Below are 20,084 nucleotides of genomic sequence, written 5' to 3' on the forward strand. Positions count from 1 at the left end.
GAAATCTATCGCCATAGCTGATACAGATACTTGCGCCGCAGCTTTTCCCAGCCGAACTTGAGGCGCTGGATGGGCGGTGGGGGCGCGGGCTCCACCATGGACTGGAACAGCCCGTTCTTGCTGCCCTGCTCCACCACCGGTTCCTCCAGCCACAGCATAGCGATGCCCAGCGCCTTGTCGATTTCCTCGAACTGATTGTCGATGGGGATGCGGATGCGATGGCCTTCGATCCACTCGAGACGCCTGCGGGCCGTGTCGCTGCCCAGGATGTAGGAGTCGCCGAAGCGTCCCCGCTGTGCCGGATAGAGTCGTCGACCCGGCCTGCGTTCGCTGCGAGGCGTGTAGAAGTTGCCGCCGGACCCGATGAAGATCACATGGGGCTGCGGACACTGCCGCGCCTCCCGCAGTGCATCCTTCACGCCATCGGCGAACCCGGGCGAGAGCACCACGTCGTCTTCCAGCACGAGCGTTGCCGCGTGATCCCCTGCGACGATCCGCTGCAGGGCAGCCACGTGCTTCATGGCGCAGGACTTCTGGCTGGGCCGCAGCTGCGCGTCAGGCGCGAACCACCGGGCTTCCACTTCGGAAGTCAGATCGGCCACGTCGTAGTCGTGCACGAACTCCGCCTGGAGTCCGAAGCGGGCGAGTTCCGCTGCGACGTGCCGGCGTCTGTCCTCGTAGGCCCGGACGTTGAGCACGAAGATCGCGTCCAGCCCGAGCGAATTCATGTCTCTGGGGCTCCGTAATACCCGCGGAACCACTCCACGAAACGCCGGACGCCCTCCTCGATCGGAGTGGACGGCGCGAATCCCACGGCCGCGGACAGCGCTTCCACATCGGCGAAGGTGGCTTCCACATCGCCAGGCTCCATGGGCAGCGGGCGCACGCTCGCCTTGCGTCCCAGCGCCTCTTCCAGCAGAGCGATGAAGCGGCTCACCTCGACGGCGTCGTGATTGCCGATGTTGAACAGGCGGAAAGGTGCCCAGCTCCGGTCCGGAGCACGCGACGACGCCGGATCGCCCCTCGCGGGAACGTGATCCATCACGCGCACCACGCCTTCCACGATGTCGGTCACGTACGTGAAGTCGCGCAGCGACCTGCCGTGGTTGAACAGATCGATCGTGCGGCCTTCCATGATCGCCGAGGCGAACAGGATGGGCGACATGTCCGGCCGTCCCCAGGGACCGTAGACGGTGAAGAAGCGCAGCCCCGTGGTGGGCAGCCCGAACACGTGGCTGTAGGTATGCGCCATCAGCTCGTTCGCGCGCTTGGTCGCCGCATAGAGGCTCACCGGGTGGTCCACCGGATCCGTTTCCCGGAAGGGCAGCTTCGTGTTGCCGCCATAGACGCTGGAACTGCTCGCGTAGACGAGATGCGGCGTGGCCGCGTGCCGGCAGGCCTCCAGCACATTGAGGAAGGCCGTGATGTTGCGATCGACGTAGGCGCGCGGATTGGCGATCGAATACCGGACGCCCGGCTGCGCGGCGAGATGGACGACCCGGTCGAACGCATGGGCGCGGAACAGACCGTCGACCGCTGCGGCATCGCACAGATCCATGCGGACGAACTCGAAACCGGGGGCGCCGGAAAGCTGCGCGAGCCGCGCCTCCTTCAGGGACACATCGTAGTAGTCGTTGACCGAATCGACGCCGACGACGCGGTGTCCCGCCTGCGCGAGGCGCTGGACCGTGTGCATGCCGATGAATCCGGCGGCGCCCGTCACCAGGACCTTCATGATCGCGACGTCTCCGGAGCGCCGGAGTACCGGTCGAGACCGCAACGCGCGCGGATCGTGTCCGCGGCCAGTACTTCCCGCAGCCTCGCCTGATTGCCGGGCAGACGCGACCGGTCGTTCTCTTCGTGCCACAGGTGGAACACCGGCGCGCCGAAGCGGGCGCTCTTGTGCTTCACACCGGCACGCAGCAGCCGGACGACGAGGTCCGAATCCTCCATGCCCCAGCCCGTATACGTCTCGTCCAGCCCGTTCACTTTCATCAGGTCGTCGCGCCATACGGCGAGGTTGCAGGTCTTCACGCCTTCCCACAGGTCCGGCCGCCGCTTGCGCCAGGGTCTGTCGCTCAGCGACAGGAGCGGTGCGAGACGGTTGACGTCGCCGGCGATGCGGGCCCCGACCCACCGTCCCCCGGTCCAGCCATGAACGGGAATGCCCTCCGCCAGCACGCGCTCGGTGAAGCGCCGGGACAGCAGCACCCGGTTGCCGGCGACGAACCAGCCGCGCTCCGCGAGCGCGCGATGCCGGGCGACGAAGTGCGTGCCCGGAATGCAATCGCCGTCGGTGAAGACGATGTACTCGGCGAGCGTTTCGCAGACGGCCTTGTTGCGTATGGCGGCGGCGCGAAATCCGTCGTCCTCGTGCCACACATGCCGGCAGGCGAACGGAGCCCGTGCGGCGAAGTCGTGCACGAGATCGCCGGTGGCGGCGGTGGATCCGTCATCGGCCACCACCAGTTCGAAGTTGTCGTCCGACTGCGCCGCATATCCTTCGAGCACCGCCCGCAACGCATCCGGCCGATTATAGGTGGTCACCACGACAGCGAGCTTCACGTGCGCCGGTCCCGCGCGGCGAGCCACGCCTTGAGGTAGCGGTAGTACGTCCCTTCCGCGTTGGCGACCGCGAGAACGAACCCCTCGCGGCCATCCAGGAAGCCCGCGCGAAACACGTACGTGCGCAGGAAGGCCCACAACCCGTGGCCCACCGCACCCCCGATGGACCCGCCCTTGCCGCGGGAGATCCGCATCTGCGCACCGGCCGTCGAATAGCGGTTCATCTTGTCCACGACCTCGTGCAGCGACACGAAGGACTCGTGCTGGAGCGGCACCGCAAGCCGCGCCACTCGCCCGTCGACGATCACCTTCTCGTGGACGATGTCGTCGGAGAAGCGGGCGCGATCCCGGCGGAAAAGACGGACGATGTAATCGGGCCACCAGCCCGAGTGGCGCATCTCCCGCCCGCAGAATCGAGACGACCGGGGCACCTCGAAGGCGACGGCATTGTCCGGCGACTCCAGTCGCCCGCGAATCTCCTCCGCAAGCGCTTCGGTCACCCACTCGTCGGCGTCCAGGGACAGCACCCAGTCCCCGCGGGCCAGGGCCAGCGCGCGGTTCTTCTGCGGTCCGAACCCGGGCCAGTCCGTGGCCGTCTCCACTCGCGCGCCGCGGCTGCGCGCCAGTGCCACGGTCTCGTCGTCGCTGCCGGAATCGAGCACGATGATCTCGTCCGCCCAGGCGACCGAATCGAGGCACCGGCCGATCGCCGCCGCTTCGTTCTTGGTGATGACGATGACGGAGAGCTTCAACGCGTCGTGCCGCCTGCCGCACGCGGCAGGCTCATCGGGGACGGGGAAGTCGGCTGACGTTCGGCCGGCGCCCCCGCGACGGGCACGTATTCGGGAACCCAGCGCTTGAGATCGGTACGGACATCCTCGTCGGTGCGCTCGACGCCCTCGGCGAGCCACTGGGCGAGCTGGGGCAGCAAGCCGTCGGCGGCCTGTCTCGAACGCGCCACCCGCAGCTTCGGGTGGTGGGTCGGCAGCGTGGCTTCGTCGTCGGCCAGCACCTCCTCGAACAGCTTCTCGCCCGGGCGCAGCCCGGTGAACACGATGCGGATGTCGTCCTCGCCGAAGCCGGACAGGCGGATCATCTCGCGCGCGAGGTCCACGATCTTCACCGGCTCGCCCATGTCGAGCACGAAGATCTCGCCGCCGTTGCCCATCACGCCGGCCTGCAGCACGAGCTGGGCGGCTTCCGGAATCGACATGAAGTAGCGCGTCATGTCGGGGTGCGTGACGGTCACGGGCCCGCCCGCCGCGATCTGCTCGCGGAACTTGGGAATGACGCTTCCGGTGCTGCCCAGCACGTTGCCGAATCTCACCATGACAAAACGCGTGTCCGCGTCCGCCTGCAGCGACTGGCACACCATCTCGGCGAGCCGCTTGCTCGTTCCCATGACGCTGGTCGGATTGACGGCCTTGTCGGTGGATACCAGCACGAACTTCCCGACGCCTGCCTCGATGGCAGCGGCAGCCGTTCGCCACGTGCCCAGCACGTTGTTGCGCACGCCCTCCCAGGTGTTGCCGGATTCCACCATGGGCACGTGCTTGTAGGCAGCCGCGTGGAATACGACCGCTGGCCGCCAGAGGGTCATCGCGGTTCGCAACCGGTGGGGGTCCTTGACGTCGCCGAGGATGCACACCACGCGTGTCCCGGGCGCCCGTGCCAGAAACTCCTGCTCGATCGTGTACAGCGCGAACTCGTTGAGTTCGTACAACACGATCGTCGCCGGCCTGTAGCGGGCCACCTGCCTGCACAGTTCGGATCCGATGGACCCGCCCGCTCCCGTCACCATCACGACCGCGCCTTCGAGCCACTGCTTGAGGCCGGAGCTGTCGAGCTCGACCGGATCGCGCCCGAGGAGATCGTCGACCTCCACCGGCCGCATGGCGGACAGACTGACGCGTCCGGAGACGAGATCGTCGTAGGAAGGCACGGTCATGGCCTTGACCCTGGCCTCGCGGCACAGTTCGATGGCGCGCTTGCGCGCGCCGTGCAACTGCCCCGGCAGGGCGATCACTGCCAGCCCCACGTCCAGCGTCTGGGCGAGCCGCGGAAGATCCTGCAGCCGGCCGATCACCTTCACACCATGGATCTCGCGCCCCTGCTTGGCGGGGTCGTCGTCGAGCATGCCGACCACGAGCCATTCATTGTTGCGGGCGACGGACTCCAGCAACCGCGCGGCAGCCCCGCCCGCCCCCAGAACGATGGCGCGCTTGGCATCGAGGCGCGACAGCCGGACCAGGTGGCCTTCCTTCCAGGCGCGGTAGAGAACCCGGCTGCCGGCCATGATGGCGATGAGCAGGATCGGATACAGGACCAGCACCGAACGCGGCGTTTCACGCAGCTGGAAGAAGAAGAGCACGAGGGCGATGGTCATCGCCCCCATGGCTGCGGCCACCACGATGCGGCGGAAATCCGTGAGGCTGGCATAGCGCCATAGCCCGCGATAGAGACTCAAACGCCAGAAGATGGCGGCCTGGGCCGGCAGGATCCAGAGGAGCTTCGACCACATGCTGGCGAGAAACTCCGGCGGCGTCTCGAAATTGAATCGCAGCAGGAAAGCGAACACCCATGCCGCGGCGCAGGCGACGATGTCGTGCAAGAACGCGGTGAAGTTCCGGCCGAAGGCCTTCAGGTTGTCCAAGGAGTTCTCTCGGATACGGCCGCGCCGCAGGGGCGGGACGCCTCGTGATCCGGCAGGGTCGACGGGACAGACGACGGTTCCGCGACGCGCCAAGGTGCGGCTCGGCAAGTTCCGAATGGCATGCGGCAGGCGCGGTCCCGTGACTCCATCGCCTGGACCCGGCTCTCGTGAAGCAATCCGGAATTGTAGGTGCAGCGCCGTGCTGTCTTCAATCGAGCGGCCTGCCCCGCAGGCGCGGCGCTCACTCGCCTGCCTCCTGCCGATTCCGCGCGGCGGCGAAGCGATGCCACCTCCGGTCGACCCAGGCACCGGCCACGGCGTAGACGGCGGCGAGCGCCACGGCAGCGATCGCCTGTGCGGCAGGGGTGGCGCGACAGGCCAGCAGCGCAACCAGGGCGGACAGCGCCATCAGCCCGTATTCCGCGAGTGCCGTGCGCCGGTGGCCGAAGCCGAGCTGGACCAGCCGTTGGTAGTAGTGCGAACGGTGTGCCTCCCAGAAGCGCTCGCCCCGGGCCATGCGGCGGATCAGCGTGACGCTCGCGTCGGCCACGAACGGGCCGAAGGCGACCGCCGGAAACCACAGCGGCCACGCGCCACGCGCCCAGCCCAGCAGCCCGAGGGATGCGGCGAGAAAGCCCAGCGGTATGGAGCCGGCATCACCCATGAACACCCGGGCGGGGTGGAAATTGAAGTGCAGGAAGGCCGCGGCAGCGGCCGCGATGCCGATCGAGGCGGTGAGCAGCATGGCGTCACCGGACATCCCGGCCGCCGCAGCGTACGCACCGAAGCCGATGAGGGCCATGCCTCCCGCCAGTCCGTCCGAACCGTCCATGAAGTTGTAGAGGTTCGTCATCCAGACGACGGCGAGGGCCGCGGCCCCGGCCGCGAACCAGGACCAGGCGCCGCCCGCCACGGCGGCGAGAAGCAGCCCTGCGGCGACGAAATGGGCGCCGAATCGCGCGGCAATGGGCAGCCCCTTGCGATCGTCCGCGAACGACACGGCTGCGAGGAATGCCGTGGCGCTCACCACGGTCCAGGGCATCCCGGCGATCAGCAGCGCGGGCAGCACACCGGCCATGATGCCCAGCCCGCCGATCCTGGGAACGGGAGTCGAATGGAGCGAGCGCTCGTTGGGACGGTCCAGAACCCGCGATGCGCGGCCGGACCGGAGCAGCCAGACGATCACCACAAGACACGCCGAGGCACCCACGGCGAAGGCGGCAAGCGCGATCAGGATCTCACCCGCCGGTCGGACGCCTGCGGCAGTGGCGCGGACAGCCGGTGTTCCACGGCACCGGCAGCGCTGCGATAGACATCCAGCGTCTCGCGGATGACGCGGTCGAGCGAGAACTCCTGCTCCGCCCGTTCGCGCCCCCGCCTTCCCATGCGCTCTCGCAGCGAGCCGGATGCCACCAGCCTGCGAAGCGCATCGGCCAGGCGTGCATCGTCGCGCGCGGGAACCAGGAAACCGTTGTCGCCGTCGCGCACGACCTCCCGGCAACCGGGAACGTCGGTCGTCACGATGGGCCGCGCGCACGCGGCCGCTTCGATCAGGGCCTTGGGCAGTCCCTCGCGATAGGAAGGCAGACAGACCACGTGCGCCTGCTGGAAGACGGCGGTCATGTCCGTGCGCCATCCCCAGTACTCCACCACCCCTTCGGCTTCCCACGCCTTCAGCTGCGCTTCGTCGATGCACGCCGGGTTCTCGGGATCGGGCGAGCCGACCAGCGCGAAGCGCGCGGCAACCCCGGAACGCCTGAGGGACCGCGCCGCGGCCACGAACTCCTCCACGCCCTTGTCCCGCAGCATGCGTGCCGGCAGGACCACGAGCGGGTCTCCGTCGGGTTCGGGTACGACGGTGAAGCGGTCGGGATCCACACCGGAACCCCGGATGAGCGTGACCCTGGGACGGTGGACGATGCGCTCGCGGACGAAGTGTTCGACGTCATCGGCGTTCTGCAGGATGAGCCGCGCATTGTCGCGGTCGAGCAGCAGATGGAACGCCGCACGCACCACCGGGCGCAGCGCGCGCGCCTTGAGATCGCGTGAGGCAAAGACGTAACCGAGTCCCGCGACCGCATTGACGACCGCCGGAACGCCCGTCAGGCGTGCCGCGATGCATCCGTACAACACCGGCTTGATCGCGACCTGGTGAACGATGTCGGGCCGCACGCGCCGGAAGACGCTCACGACCTCCCGCAGCGCGGACCACTCCCGCAGAGGATGGGTGCTGCGTCGCGACCAGTGGAGGGGGATGAGATCGAGACCGGCATCGCGGATACGGTCACCGTCCCTGGTGACACGCGTGGCAACGGTAACGTGGTAACCCGCCTCGCGCGCGGCAATGGCGAGCGGCAGACGGTGGGAGCAGAAGAACCAGTCCTCGCTGATGAGGAAAAGCAGCCGCGGTGCGTTCACCCGGTGAGCCCCCTGCCCCACGTATCGAGCCATGCTTCGAACATTAGCACGACCCACAGACGGTGTTGCCAGTTGCGGGCGCCGGACTGGTGCTCTGTCCAGCAGCGGCGGATGGGCATGGGATCGAGGAAACCTTCCCGCCTCAGGCGCGCCTCGTCCAACAGCGATTCCGCCCACTCGCGCAGCGGGCCCCGCAGCCACGCGTCGAGCGGAATGCCGAAGCCCATCTTGGGACGTTCCACGAGTTCACGCGGCACGTGTCTGAACAGGACCTCGCGCAGGATCTTCTTTCCCCGCCGGCCATCGACCTTGAAGGACGCCGGTAGCGTCCATGCAAATTCGACGACGCGATGGTCGAGGAACGGCACGCGGGTTTCGAGACTCGTCCCCATCGCCGCACGGTCGACCTTGACGAGGATATCGTCGGGCAGGTACCCCAGCGTGTCGCGGAACATCATGGACTCGGCCGACGTGAGCCCGGCAGGAACGTCCATGGAAAGCCAGTCGCTTGCGGCTGTCCCGCTGCCCCGGACCAATCCCTCGGGCCAGATCGAAGTCAGCTGCTCGTAGAGCCGCGAGGCATCCGCGGCGCCCAGCAGGCCCGCCAGTTTGTGAACCCGGTCGCCCACCGCTCGGTGGACGCTCAGGGACGGAACGACACGGGAGGCCGTTCGCGCCGCGGCATCCCACGCCCCCGGAGGAATCCCGCGCAGCAGGGCCGCTGCAGCCTGCCGAAGCGCGGCGGGCGTGCGCCGCCCCCACGCGTCCAGGCGGCTCGCGAGGCGGTGACGGTTGTAGCCGCCGAAGACCTCGTCGCCGGCATCTCCGGAGAGGCTCACGGTCACGTGACGCCGGGCCAGAGCGGAGACCAGATGCGTCGGAATCTGCGACGAATCGGCGAACGGTTCGTCGTATAGATGGGCCAGTCGCGGGACGACGGCACGGGCTTCCTCCGGCGACAGGATCCACTCCGTGTGATCGGTGCCCAGATGGGCGGCGACGGCACGGGCATCGGCAGCCTCGTCGTAATCGCCTTCGCGAAAACCGATCGTGAACGTCTTGACCGGTCTCGATCCGGCGGCCTGCATGAGCGCGACGATGGTGGAGGAATCGATGCCGCCGGACAGGAACGCTCCCAGCGGCACATCGGCCACCATCTGCGACTTCACGACGCCTCCGAGCAATGCGTGGAGAGCGTCGGCCGCCTGGGCCTCCGATCCCGCGAAGGGTTGTGACCGCCCGCGTTCGACGGCGGCGGCGAGCGACCAGTAGGCCTGCGACGGCACCGTCTCGCGTCGGTTCAGCTGCGCTTCGGGGATCTCGAGCACATGCCCGGGGGTCAGCTTGCGGATGCCCCGGTAGATGGAGCGCGGGGCCGGCACGCAGGCATGCCGCGCATACAGGGCCAGCGCCTCGCGGTCGATCTCGGCGCGAAACGCAGGGCTCGCGCGCAGCGCCTTCAGTTCCGAGGCGAAGAAGAACGTGCTTCCCGACCAGCCGTAGTACAACGGCTTCTCACCGAAGCGGTCGCGGGCCAGCACCAGGGTGCGCGAACGGCGGTCCCACAGCACAAAGGCGAACATCCCGGTCATGCGTTCCAGGGCACGCCGCACGCCCCAACGCCCGATCGCGGCCAGCATCACCTCCGTGTCGGAATGTCCTCGCCAATCGGCACCGCCGCCCCGATCCAGTTCGGCGCGCAATTCCTGGAAGTTGTAGATCTCGCCGTTGAAGACGATGACCCGATGGCCATCGCGGGACGACATGGGCTGGTGGCCTTCGGGGGAGAGATCGACGATCGACAGGCGGCGGTGGGCCAGGACGATGCCTGCGGCGGCATCGCACCAGATCCCGTCGTCGTCCGGGCCGCGATGGCCGATGGTCCGCGCCATGCCGCGAACCTCGTCCTCGGCTGCCTCCGCGATCATCGGACCCGGGCGCCAGAAACCGGCGATTCCGCACATCAGCCGCGCTCTCCGCGTGTCCCGGGCTTCACGCCGTGCCGAGCCGGGACCACAACGCGTTCCAGTCCTGCAGATCCGCTGCGTCGGGCATCCTGCCCATGCGGCGGAAGAACAGGGCATCGCAACCCGGCATGGCCGCGAGCACGTCGATTCCCGCCTTCAGCAAGGTCACGCCGGTGCAGGCCGCGAGTCCGAGCCACTCACCCCGCGGAAGCGCGTTGCGAGCATAGGCGCGCGCGCGCCCGTATCGTCCTTTCAGCAGACGGGTCAGCGAATAGGCGCCTTGCCGGTAGCCGAGCAGGATCTCGGGACACGCGGCGTACCGGCTGCCGGGCAATGCGCGGATGAGCAGTTCCTGATCTTCCGCGCGAAGCGCATCCGGCACGGCATAGCGGTGGCGGCGGAACCACTCGATGCGTCCGAACCACGTGGGGTGCGGCATGGGGATACCGCTCCACGGACGCGCGCAGATGGCCTCGTGCGTTCCGCGAAACGGAAGCAGACCGATCGCCTGCCCGTTGCCGCGGAACGCCAGGGCGCGCGCGGCCACGAGATCGACGTCGGGATGAGCCTCGAGAAACGCGAGCTGCGTCTGAAGCCGTTGCGGATAGGCGATGTCGTCCGCATCCATGCGCGCGAAGTACCGGCCCCGGGCCAGGTCGATGGCCTGATTCAGCCGGGTGGCGAGGCCGGCGTGCCGTCCATCGGCATGCACGCGCACCCGGGGGTCCCCGGTGTCGCGTGCCATGCGCACGGTGTCGTCGGAAGAGCCGTCGTCCATCACCAGCAATTCCCACGAAGGGAACGTCTGCCGCAGCACCGATGCGAGCGTCCGGTGCAGCGTGGTGGCGGAGTTCCATGCGGGCAACGCGATGGTGACGAGCGGCGGGCCCTCATCGCCCGCATTCATCGTCGGCGCCACGCGGACTCCACGACGTAGATCGTGTTCACGTGCGTGTCGGCGTACTTCAGATAGCCCGCCGCCATCATGATCGGATCGATCTCGTCGATGCGATCGCCCTGCCGCTCGGAAGAATAGGTGAGCGTCTCGATGCAGAACACGGTCGGCCGGCACGCAGCGAAATCGATCGAACGCAGGATCGCCACGTCCAGGCCTTCGACGTCCAGGGAAACGAAATCGGGTGTGACGGGAAAGTGTTCGCGCACCAGATCGTGAAAGGTCCTGACCGGCACCTTGCGCGTGCCGACGATCCTGGCGCCGCCCTCGGCCTCGTATCTGCGCGCCTGCGTCTCGGAGAACGTGCTCAGGGTAGGGACGGACATCTCGTAGAAATCGAGTTCGCCGGGCTCGGTGCCGACACCGACGTTGAGATTCACATCGTCGGGACGCGTCCGGCGGAATGCGGCGATCGCGGCCGGCGAGGCATCGACGTTGACGCCACGGCTGCCCTCCGCGTAGAGCGCATACGTATTGCTGAGGTAGGTGGGGTGATGCGCGCCAAGATCGAGAAAGCGCGGGCGATCCACCTTGAGGGCGTCGAAGACGAAACGCACGATCATGTCCTCGCCGCACTGGGCGTAGGACTTCCGATAGTGGATGCCCGCCTCGCGCAGCGCGCGCCGCTTCAGCCGTGTGATGAGGGATGCCATGAGTCTCCGTCAGAGGGACAAGGGTTCGCGATCGGCGTTCACCAGTCGATCTCCTGCCAGCTGCGGGCGTTAGGCACCCAGTACTCCAGGTCCTGCGGCCTCGGGGCGATGACGATCCGGTCCGCCTCGCTGCCGAGCCACGCGCCCCACCAGCTCAACGTGCTGTTCGACACGATGCAGTGCCGGCACTGCGTCATGAGCCAGAGATCCCGGACCTCGCCGCCGGGTCCGCCGTTCCAGTCGACGACCGTCGCCTGAACGCCCTCCGGCACCGCAGCACTCAGCCATTGCGGCTCGTCCCCGAACAGATACAGATGATCCGGCCGCACCCGGGCCGACAGCTGCTCCAGGGCGCGCCGATAGTACTGCACGTCGAGTCCGGTCCGGCCGTTCGCCGCGTGAACGGAACCGTCGGCAAGACGGTGGTGATGCCGGCGGCAGTGAACGGCCACCGAATGCGAGGCCTGCATCGCCTGCCCGAGCGACCGATGACGCTCGTCCGGCTCACGGGCGACGCGCAGCTCCGAAAGCAGCTGCGCTCGCGCATCCCGGAAGTACCGCTCGTCCTGCCAGTAGCCGTCGAGCAGCAGCGTGCCGGTCCACCGCATGCCGAGCAATTCGTCGTGGAAATGCTTGGCGCCTTCCTCTACGACCGCGCGCTGTCCAGGCACGAGCCCGTGACGCGCGAGCAATCGCTTCACCCGCCACCAGCGCAGATCGAGCGCGCGGGGGAGCCATCGGCGTGTGCTTCGCAGACGATGCGGCGCGAGAACGAACCGGTCGAGCCGGTACTCACGTTCGTACCGTACGTCGGAGCGGAAGAAATCGACGTCCAGTTCCAGTTCCGCCTCACCACGGAGCGCGAGCGCCCGGGCCGTCGCATAACAGAAGAGCTGGTTCCCCAGCCCGCCGACGATCTTCACGACGACCCGCGGCCGGTTCGAGTACTCCCGGGAGCTCATGCGCCGGACGGGCCGCTGCGGACGGCAGTGACGTGGTAGCCGACGGTGAACCGGTGCTCCGTGTCATATCGATCGAGGACGCTGCACACGGCCGGGAAGAGAACCACCAGCAACGGGAACAGGAGCATCCAGAGAGGGGCCCAGAGAAGCTCCAGCAGGAAAGGCATGCCCAGCCGGAAGGGCCGGGTGGTGCGGGCAAACCGGATGCACTCCTGGGCGAAGAACTGGAAGGAGCCCGCGTTCGGCTCGATGCCGATGGATTCGAATCCTGCCGCCGCGAGGAAGTCGCGGTACCAGTAGGGCGTGTAGCCGCCGTAGTAGTGATAGGGCTCCTGATGGATGCCCGAACCCAGCGGCGCCGTCAGGATGAGGCGGCCGCCTGGCCGCAGGACCCGGGCGATCTCCTTCACCACGGCGACGGGTTCGGGAACATGCTCCAGGACCTCCGTGCACAGGACGGCATCGAATGTGCCGTCGGGGACCGGAATGGCGCGGGCATCGCAGACGTAGTCGATCGCGCCGTAACCGCCGTACCTCAACTGATCGGCATCGAGCTGAGCGAAATCCTGGGTCTCGTAGCGGCAGTGGGAGAACGCAGACCGGTAGGGACATGATCCCGCCCCGACATCGAGAACCCTCGACCCGGACGGCACTTCGGCCGCGCGCGCACGCACCCAGGCATCGCGCGACACCGCATTGAAGGCGAGGAATCGCGAATGGGCCAGCCGCTGCCGCAGTGAGTCGAAGGACATGGATCAGGTCCGCGGAACGGGCCGGCGCAGCCCCAGACGTTGCAGCGCCCGTCTCGCCAGCTGGTAGGGCGGCGTCCGCAGGAACACCGAGCGCGCCACGCGGATCTTCCAGCAGGACCGCGCCTGCGCCTTGGCATCCGCTGGCGAAAGCGTCCGTATGGGCTGTCCGGCGCCATCGCGGAACACCATCGGCACGGTGCCGGCGGCCACCTGTGTCCGATGCGTGTCGACGTCCGCGTTGTATCGGAGCTGCGCAGGCCGCTCGACGTGCCACAGGCGCTTGCCGCGCTGATCGGCGTGGAGACGCCCGAAGCTCACGACCTCGGGGAGGAACGCAGGGAGATATCCGTTCACCATGAACTCGTACATGAAGCCCAGGTGCGGATGGATCCTGTGGTGCTCGGGCGAATGCTCCGTCGGGAAATGCCGGTCGAGGACATGCGCGCGGACGCAGTAGTTGCTCTCGGGAAACGGCATCCGGGTGGCCCACCAGAACGGCAGGAAGGCCGCCTTCTGCGGCGGCGGATCCTCCAGAAAATCGGGATACGCGACGGCCTGGAGCGCTCCCGCCTCGGTCATGTACTGGGGCAGCGCCCAGACCAGCGAGACCTGCGGGTCCGCGTCCAGAGCCGCCACCGCCCTGGCGAACCAGTGCCGGTCGTGAAAGCCGTCCGACACGCAGCACTGGATGACGCAATCGCCGCGCACGCGGGCGATGGCCTTGCGATAGGCGTCGACGATGTCGCGGTCCTTCTCGGAGATCCAGCGCACGTGCGGGTAGGACTTGAGGATGTCGACCGTGCCGTCGGTCGATCCGCCGTCGATCACGATGTGCTCGAAGTCGCGGAACGACTGGTTCGCGACCGTCTCGATGGTGTCCCGCAGGAATTTCGCGTGGTTGAGGGAGGGCGTGATGACCGACAGGCGGGGCGCGGCGACGGCGCACAGATCAGGGAACTCCATCAGTGCGCGATCCTGCGCGTGCACGCCTTGCGGTCCGGCGACGGCATCAGATTCCCACCTCGTCTCCGGATGGCCCCTTGCGAAACTGGAACAGTCCGCAGCCGTAGTCGCACGCATCGACCTCGTCGTGCGACGCCGCGGCCCGCAGGCCGCCCGCATCGTCCACCAGCGAGACGCTTTCGAGCCGCAGGGACCCGAACATCCGTTCCACGGTCGCACGCGAAAACACCCGATGCGCGTTGAAACACGTCCGTTCGCGTCCCACGGGCATGCTCACGTAAAGGTTCCCGCCAGGGGCGAGCACCCGGGCAAGTTCCGATGCCGCCTGCAGATGTGCGGCGGGGTCCAATGGGTCCCCATAGCGGGCAAGACCCACGTGTTCGATGACGTGAAGACAGGACAGAGAGGCAATGCTGCCCTCGGGCATCTGCAAGGCCGTCAGATTCCCTGCCTTCGGCGTGAGGCCGCTCAACTCGACCTCGATGGGACGATAGTCGACGAACTCCACGGGCACGAATGCGCTCAGCACGGCGATCATGCCGACGTCCGAGCCGATGTCGACGTGGCGAGCGGGACGCGCTTGCGCCAGACAGCGGGCGAGCCAGGCGGCCTGGTGAAAGTAATGGGGATCGAAGGGCGTTCGAGGTGTCGCATCCGACAGGCACGGATAGGAATCGAGCAGCGGAGCGGGCATGTCTGCCGACGCGGAATATCGCCTCCACTGCGACAGGAAGCGCGGCAATCGGTGCAGCGAGAGGAGGCCCCGCGCATTCACCGCGATCCCGGACCAGCGAAGAAGCAGGCGCAGCGTGGGGTGCAAACCGATCGGCATGGAATATCGTCGGAAAACCGTTAGTTTAACGGCCAACGGTTGTCGGGAGCACCGCCGGGCGAAAGGAATGCGGCGGAGTTGTGCGCCGTCACCTGACTGCGCGCAGTTGCCGGAGCCACGGACGTGCCATGACGTAAAGCACCAGGCTCGTGACTCCGACGAGAAGCAGACAGGCGCCCGCTGCCGCCCAGGCGGTCCCGGGCATGACCGAGTCCAGCCACAGGCCTGCGAGCCACACGGCGCCGCCGCCCGCCACGCCCGACAAGAGACGTGACCATGGCCAGCGAACACCGGCCGTTCGGCGGGTGACCACATAGACCGTTGCGAGCACGAGCAAACTTGCCGCACAGAGGGCTGCACCCGTTCCGGCCAGGGGATCTCCCGGACCCCATTCCGCGACAAGCAGAGGTCCGGCAATGGCGCCCACCACGGCAGGAACGATCGCGTGACGCATATCGACTTTCGCCACGCCGAGCGTGTGATTGACCGAGGAAAGCGCACGGCCGATCTCGGCAATGGCGGGCCACACGAAGAACGCTGCAGCTGGCTGAAAGGCGTCGCCCAGGGCGATGCGCGACAAGTGCGGCGCACAGCCCGCCAGACACCCTCCGAAGAGGGCAACGGCAGGCATGTAGGCGGCGACGTACCGATTCCACTGAGAGACCGGCCCGGCGCCGCCGCCGGCATCGAACCCGCGATACAGCAGGGGGGAATAGAGTTCGTTGAACGCCGCCTCGAACGTCTGCAACGGAACCGAGACGAGAGAGTACGCGGCGAAGAAGAGACCGACTGCCGCCACGGAGCTGACATCTGCCAGCACGAAACGATAGCTCTGGGACTGCGTCCACCAGAGGGAGAAGATCACCACCTGCGGCCAGACGAACGACCACACCGCCCGCGGACGCAGCGAAAGCGGCGTTGCCGGCGTTTCCGCCGCACGCCAGCCTGCGTCGGGAGCGATGATCCACAACGACTGTGCGGAAAGCAGATAACCGCAGAACAGACCCAGCGCCCAGTGCCAGGGCGTGCCGCCGGCGCCGAACAGGACCACGGCCATCGCGAGACCACCCCAGGCGGCCACATTGGCGTAGGCGGCGCTCCGGACGCGTTGACCGAGAATGGAACAGCAGTTGAGCATCAATGTATAGGAAGGAAAACCGAAGACGTACACCGTCAGCAGCAGCAGGAACCAGCCGGAACCCACCCCGTATACGAGCTGCAGGGAGTGCTGAACGACACCGCCGGCTGGAACGAGGACGAACGTCGCCGCGGCAATGGCTGCCATGACCATCCGGAGCTTGCGTCGGAACTGGCGGGACTCCACCCAGCCCACGATTCCTCTGGCGAAGTACACGACCAGAGGAACGACGATGCCGGTGGCCAGGAGGGTTGCGAAAGCGAGCATCTGGTTGAACTGCCCAAGCTGTTCCGGCGTCATCAGGCTCGTCGACAGCTTCAACGTGAGGTATGCCGCAAGCAGTTGCAGCACCCTCCCCGAGGCGACAGTGGCAAGAGCTTTCATGCTTCCGTGCGACGGCCTTCCCGACACGACCTCAATGAATCCAGGTTCCCGCCCACCCGCCCGCTCTCCGTGGCCAATGCGCCTCGCAACGCTCCGCAGCATCGACGGACATGGCACCCTTCAGGCCGTTGCCGTCCTTGTTGAGTACCGTGGACCGAGGCGCATGCGCCTCCGTAAGTCCGCCGATCGATTTGCGCGGATGCGCTTTGGGTCATGGTGATCCTGCCTCGATACTACGTTCACCAGTCCATGCAGCGACCAGGCTGTGGTCGGCCGCGACCGGCGTGCGATGGGCAACTGACGAATGCCATCGCATTTTCTCGATTGTAGAGGCCCCGGATCCATTCGACGATGTCCAGGCGGGGCGACCCGGCACTCAGGAAGGAGTTACCGTCACTCGCAGCCCCGGAAACCGCGGGCGCTGAGCGGTGAGTGATCCGTTCCGAGCGCGGATCAGTGCGTTTCAATCCAGCGCACGGCTTCCGCGACGGAAGGGAAATAGGGAACGTCGGGCTCGAAATGGTGCCGGGTCTGCTCGCCGTAGCCGGTCGCCACGAGCAGGGGCCGAACGCCACATCGGCGGGCGGCCTCCATGTCGGATTCCCGGTCACCCACCATCCAGGATCGCGTGAGGTCGATCCCGTGTTCGTGGGCGGCCTGCACCAGCATGCCGGGGAGAGGTTTGCGGCACAGGCAATGGACCCTCTCGCCGTACTCCGGATGGTGGGGACAGAGGTAGTAGGCGGACACGCGAGCTCCCGAGGCGGCCAGATCCCTGTCGACCTGCGCGTGCAGTCGATGCACATCCGCCTCGCTGTAGTACCCCCGCGCGATCCCTGCCTGATTGGTGACGACGATGACGTCCAGATCGAGCCGGTTGAGCGAGCGAATGGCGGCCTGCGCTCCCGGAATCCACTCCCAGTCCTCGTATCGGTAAAGGTAGTTCTTCTCGACGTTGAGTGTGCCGTCGCGGTCGAGAAACACAGCCTTTCGGGCCGCATGCGTCATGAGACAACCCTTGTGCGTTCGAGGATGGTGGTCCAGTGCAACCGGACGAGGACAATCAAGGCGGTGACGGAAACCAGAGCCAGAACGACGTTGTCGCCGCCTACCGCCGCTCCCAGGCAGGCGACGCCCAGCCAGGCGGCGCACATGAGACCTACCTCGCGATATGCCAGATCGGCGCGCCTGCGCGCGAGGAGCAGAAGCGTCACGGCTGTCATGGCAGCTCCCGCCGTGGACGCCAGGGCAAGGCCGTGGACTCCGCCGTCGGGAACAAGCAGGAGGTTCGCCACAGCGTTCACTCCCAGACCGGCAGCCGCGGACAGCGTTGCGCGCCACGCCGCACCTGCGACGGCAGCCGTCTTGATCAGGATGGTGCTGGTCACCACGAACGGCAACTGCAGTGCGCCGATCTTCAGCACGTCGGCCAGTTGCAGGGCGTCAGGGGCCGTCACGTTGCCTCCCACCAGCAGCGCGAGCGCCACCGGCTCGGCCAGGAATCGACCAGCAGGGCGCACAGACCAGAGCCAGGTGCCGATGACGAGCAGGAACCACGTGTCATCCCGCAGTTGAGCGCGGCTGTGAGACGCCGCAAGTGTGGCCAGGTGGGGAAGCGCGACCGCACCGATGGCAAAGCCCACCGTGGTGGTGAACACCTGCACGAGCTTTGACGCGAAGGCCCAGATGGGCACTTCGCTCGACCCCAGTGCCCCGGCGAATCCGAAATTGAGCGGGACGATGGCTGCCGTGAAGAGCGCTGCGAATCCCAGCGCCACGTATCGCCGACCGATCACACGCACAGGCAGTCCCTTCAGAGCCAGGGACGGCAGCAACGCCACACCGCTGCGCGCCGCCGCCAGGGTGACGATCAACGTGTTGGCGGCCATGCCGCCCAGCATGCCGAAGATGATGGCCTTGACGCCCAGCCGCGACTCGAGCGCCAGGAACGTGGCAATGGTGACGACCGGTACGCAGAACTGGGCCACCGCCACCACACGGGATCTGCGGCCGGCATTGAGAACGGCGGCACCGACCACGGTCCAGCCGGAAAAGACGAAGACCGGGAGATTCCAGCGCAGCATCCCGGCGGACTCCGCAACCGTATCGGCATCGGCCCCTGACAGGACCCACCCCATGACTTGTTCGGCGAGCACGAACAGACAACCGCCCACGGAGGCGAAGAGAAGCGCCGACCACCCCAGTATCGAACGGACGATTCCGCGACGTACTTCGGTACTGGCGTGGAGATAGGAACCCGTCATCGCATCGGACATCGGCGCCGAGAGAAACGCGAAGAAGAACATCGGAACCATGGCGGCCGCGAAGAAGGCGCCCGTGGCGGTGCCGAGTCCCGCCGAACCGATCAGCACGAGGTCGCGCAGCAGGAACCCGATCAGCGTGAGCCCCCACAGGAGCATCACGACGCTCCCGTCTGCGGCGACGCGGGACAGCACGCTCCGCGGCCCCGGGGATCCGGTCGAGCCATGTCCGGATGCGCCCTCCCGCTTGCCGTCCAGCCGGTCCAGCACGCGAAGGGCGAGATGAGCCCAGCCCGCTGCGCCTGTGAGCAGCAGCAATGTCCAGATTCCGAACCGGAGACGGTAGAGCGTCCCCACGACCGGCTCCGCATAGCCCATGATCGTGAGCGAGACGCCGGCAAAGCCCAGACAGGCGAACAGCTTCACGGAGGGACGGCGGAGGACGAACAACGCAATGCCGGGGAAGAAGCCGTACCACACGAGCGTTTCGAACGCGCCGATCAAGCGGACCGCGGTGGGGTTTTCCACCCAGGAGCCGGGAAAGGGAGCGAACAGTCCGATGGCCAGCGCCCGGGGCATGTAGGCCAGGGCATCGAACGCGTTGGCAGGCAGCCGGCCGCCATCGACGAGGGACCCCGCGGCATGGCCACTGGAGGCGAAATGCGCTCTGGAGGTGGACAGCTTTTGCAGGGCATGATCTATGGACCGGGGAATCCCGCCGGTGGACTGCCACGCCCACGGTGTGCTGTCCGGTGCAGTGATGTCTTCCACCGCAAGAACCAGTTCGACCACCTCGTGCTTCGGTGACGCGACGAACGTCGCGGCCACGATCACGACGGGAAGCAACGCTCTCGGAATCGACAGGGCGTCGCCTTCCTCGACCCGCGCTCGAAGCGCACCGACGACCCATGCGGCGAGCGTGCCCACCACCATGCCCAGCAGAAGGATCTGAAGGAGATACGACCGGACGAACAGGACCAGAAGAGCGCCGGCCAGAGTCATGAGGGCGCTGCGCGCGAGTTGCCGGATGCTACTCCAGTCCGGAACCAGCGACCGGATCCAGCCGGACACGATGAGCAGGGTGCCGGCGATCGCGAACGAATCCTTGTGGTTCTGGCCGTACCACTGAAGGGATGTGGGCGAGAGTGTGAAAAGGATCGCCGCGATCAGTCCGCCGAGCTGACCGGTCCTGCCGGGCCAGAGCAGTGCGCCCAGGCGATAAAGCAGCACCGCCGCCAGCGCATGGAGGGCGCAGGTGATCGGCAGGAACCAGGCTGGGTCGATCCCGAACAGCGCGTACACCGCGGCCAGGAGCTTGATGTTTCCGGAGAGGCCCCCGAAGGACAGCAAGCCGAGCTCGGACCATCCTCCCTCGCCGATCCGCGCCGCGAGTTCCACGGCTCGTTCGTGGAAGAACAACGCGTCGTTCTTGAGGAGGCCATGGGCGCCATGCAGGGCCGGCATGTGCGGCAGCACGACCTTCTGGAACGCGAGGGCGGTGGCCAGGGCGTAGAGGAAAGCCATTGTCCACAGGCCGAAGGGACTGGGAAACTGCGGTTCTTGTGTCGAACGCTTCTTGTG

The 20,084-nt window shown here is 67.2% G+C and carries 17 protein-coding genes; all 17 read right to left on the reverse strand.

Annotation, left to right across the window (positions count from 1 at the left end; genetic code table 11):
* Window positions 1-5 precede the first annotated feature (5 nt).
* Complete coding sequence (locus IPK20_02735; protein ID MBK8015723.1) at window positions 6-728, reverse strand: glycosyltransferase family 25 protein; 723 nt, start codon at window positions 726-728, stop codon at window positions 6-8.
* Entirely contained in the window at window positions 725-1,735 is a 1,011-nt protein-coding gene (locus tag IPK20_02740) for an NAD-dependent epimerase (GenBank protein ID MBK8015724.1), read from the reverse strand. Before IPK20_02740 ends, IPK20_02735 begins: the two co-directional genes overlap by 4 nt.
* Entirely contained in the window at window positions 1,732-2,565 is an 834-nt protein-coding gene (locus IPK20_02745) for a glycosyltransferase family 2 protein (GenBank protein MBK8015725.1), read from the reverse strand. The genes IPK20_02740 and IPK20_02745 overlap by 4 nt, the downstream gene beginning before the upstream one ends.
* On the reverse strand, window positions 2,562-3,317 hold the full coding sequence (locus tag IPK20_02750; GenBank protein ID MBK8015726.1) for a glycosyltransferase family 2 protein: 756 nt from the start codon (window positions 3,315-3,317) through the stop codon (window positions 2,562-2,564). The genes IPK20_02745 and IPK20_02750 overlap by 4 nt, the downstream gene beginning before the upstream one ends.
* Window positions 3,314-5,086 (reverse strand): polysaccharide biosynthesis protein, encoded by a 1,773-nt coding sequence (locus IPK20_02755; GenBank protein ID MBK8015727.1) that lies wholly within the window; start codon window positions 5,084-5,086, stop codon window positions 3,314-3,316. Before IPK20_02755 ends, IPK20_02750 begins: the two co-directional genes overlap by 4 nt.
* A 373-nt stretch (window positions 5,087-5,459) precedes the next feature.
* Window positions 5,460-6,455, reverse strand: coding sequence for a glycosyltransferase family 4 protein (locus IPK20_02760; protein ID MBK8015728.1), 996 nt, complete (start codon window positions 6,453-6,455; stop codon window positions 5,460-5,462).
* Window positions 6,449-7,669, reverse strand: a complete 1,221-nt coding sequence (locus IPK20_02765; protein ID MBK8015729.1) for a glycosyltransferase family 4 protein — start codon at window positions 7,667-7,669, stop codon at window positions 6,449-6,451. Before IPK20_02765 ends, IPK20_02760 begins: the two co-directional genes overlap by 7 nt.
* Window positions 7,633-9,600, reverse strand: a complete 1,968-nt coding sequence (gene asnB / locus IPK20_02770) for an asparagine synthase (glutamine-hydrolyzing) (GenBank protein MBK8015730.1) — start codon at window positions 9,598-9,600, stop codon at window positions 7,633-7,635. Before asnB ends, IPK20_02765 begins: the two co-directional genes overlap by 37 nt.
* Before the next feature lie 28 nt (window positions 9,601-9,628).
* Window positions 9,629-10,522: a glycosyltransferase family 2 protein gene (locus tag IPK20_02775; GenBank protein ID MBK8015731.1), complete on the reverse strand. Its 894-nt coding sequence runs from the start codon at window positions 10,520-10,522 to the stop codon at window positions 9,629-9,631.
* Window positions 10,507-11,211, reverse strand: coding sequence for an FkbM family methyltransferase (locus IPK20_02780; GenBank protein MBK8015732.1), 705 nt, complete (start codon window positions 11,209-11,211; stop codon window positions 10,507-10,509). Before IPK20_02780 ends, IPK20_02775 begins: the two co-directional genes overlap by 16 nt.
* A gap of 38 nt (window positions 11,212-11,249) precedes the next feature.
* Complete coding sequence (locus IPK20_02785) at window positions 11,250-12,173, reverse strand: alpha-1,2-fucosyltransferase (protein MBK8015733.1); 924 nt, start codon at window positions 12,171-12,173, stop codon at window positions 11,250-11,252.
* The gene (locus IPK20_02790) at window positions 12,170-12,925 is read right to left on the reverse strand and encodes a class I SAM-dependent methyltransferase (protein MBK8015734.1); all 756 of its coding nucleotides are present in this window, start codon (window positions 12,923-12,925) and stop codon (window positions 12,170-12,172) included. The genes IPK20_02785 and IPK20_02790 overlap by 4 nt, the downstream gene beginning before the upstream one ends.
* Window positions 12,926-12,928: 3 nt before the next feature.
* On the reverse strand, window positions 12,929-13,888 hold the full coding sequence (locus IPK20_02795; GenBank protein ID MBK8015735.1) for a glycosyltransferase: 960 nt from the start codon (window positions 13,886-13,888) through the stop codon (window positions 12,929-12,931).
* Between the two features lie 46 nt (window positions 13,889-13,934).
* Complete coding sequence (locus tag IPK20_02800) at window positions 13,935-14,720, reverse strand: DUF268 domain-containing protein (GenBank protein MBK8015736.1); 786 nt, start codon at window positions 14,718-14,720, stop codon at window positions 13,935-13,937.
* Window positions 14,721-14,808: 88 nt separating this feature from the next.
* Window positions 14,809-16,242: a hypothetical protein gene (locus IPK20_02805; protein MBK8015737.1), complete on the reverse strand. Its 1,434-nt coding sequence runs from the start codon at window positions 16,240-16,242 to the stop codon at window positions 14,809-14,811.
* A 453-nt stretch (window positions 16,243-16,695) separates the two neighbouring features.
* A complete protein-coding gene (gene gmhB, locus IPK20_02810; protein MBK8015738.1) occupies window positions 16,696-17,250 on the reverse strand; it encodes a D-glycero-beta-D-manno-heptose 1,7-bisphosphate 7-phosphatase in 555 nt (184 codons plus the stop codon).
* Window positions 17,247-20,027 (reverse strand): polysaccharide biosynthesis C-terminal domain-containing protein, encoded by a 2,781-nt coding sequence (locus IPK20_02815; GenBank protein ID MBK8015739.1) that lies wholly within the window; start codon window positions 20,025-20,027, stop codon window positions 17,247-17,249. The genes gmhB and IPK20_02815 overlap by 4 nt, the downstream gene beginning before the upstream one ends.
* Window positions 20,028-20,084 lie beyond the last annotated feature (57 nt).

This window comes from Betaproteobacteria bacterium (assembly GCA_016713305.1).
Taxonomy (GTDB): Bacteria; Pseudomonadota; Gammaproteobacteria; order Burkholderiales.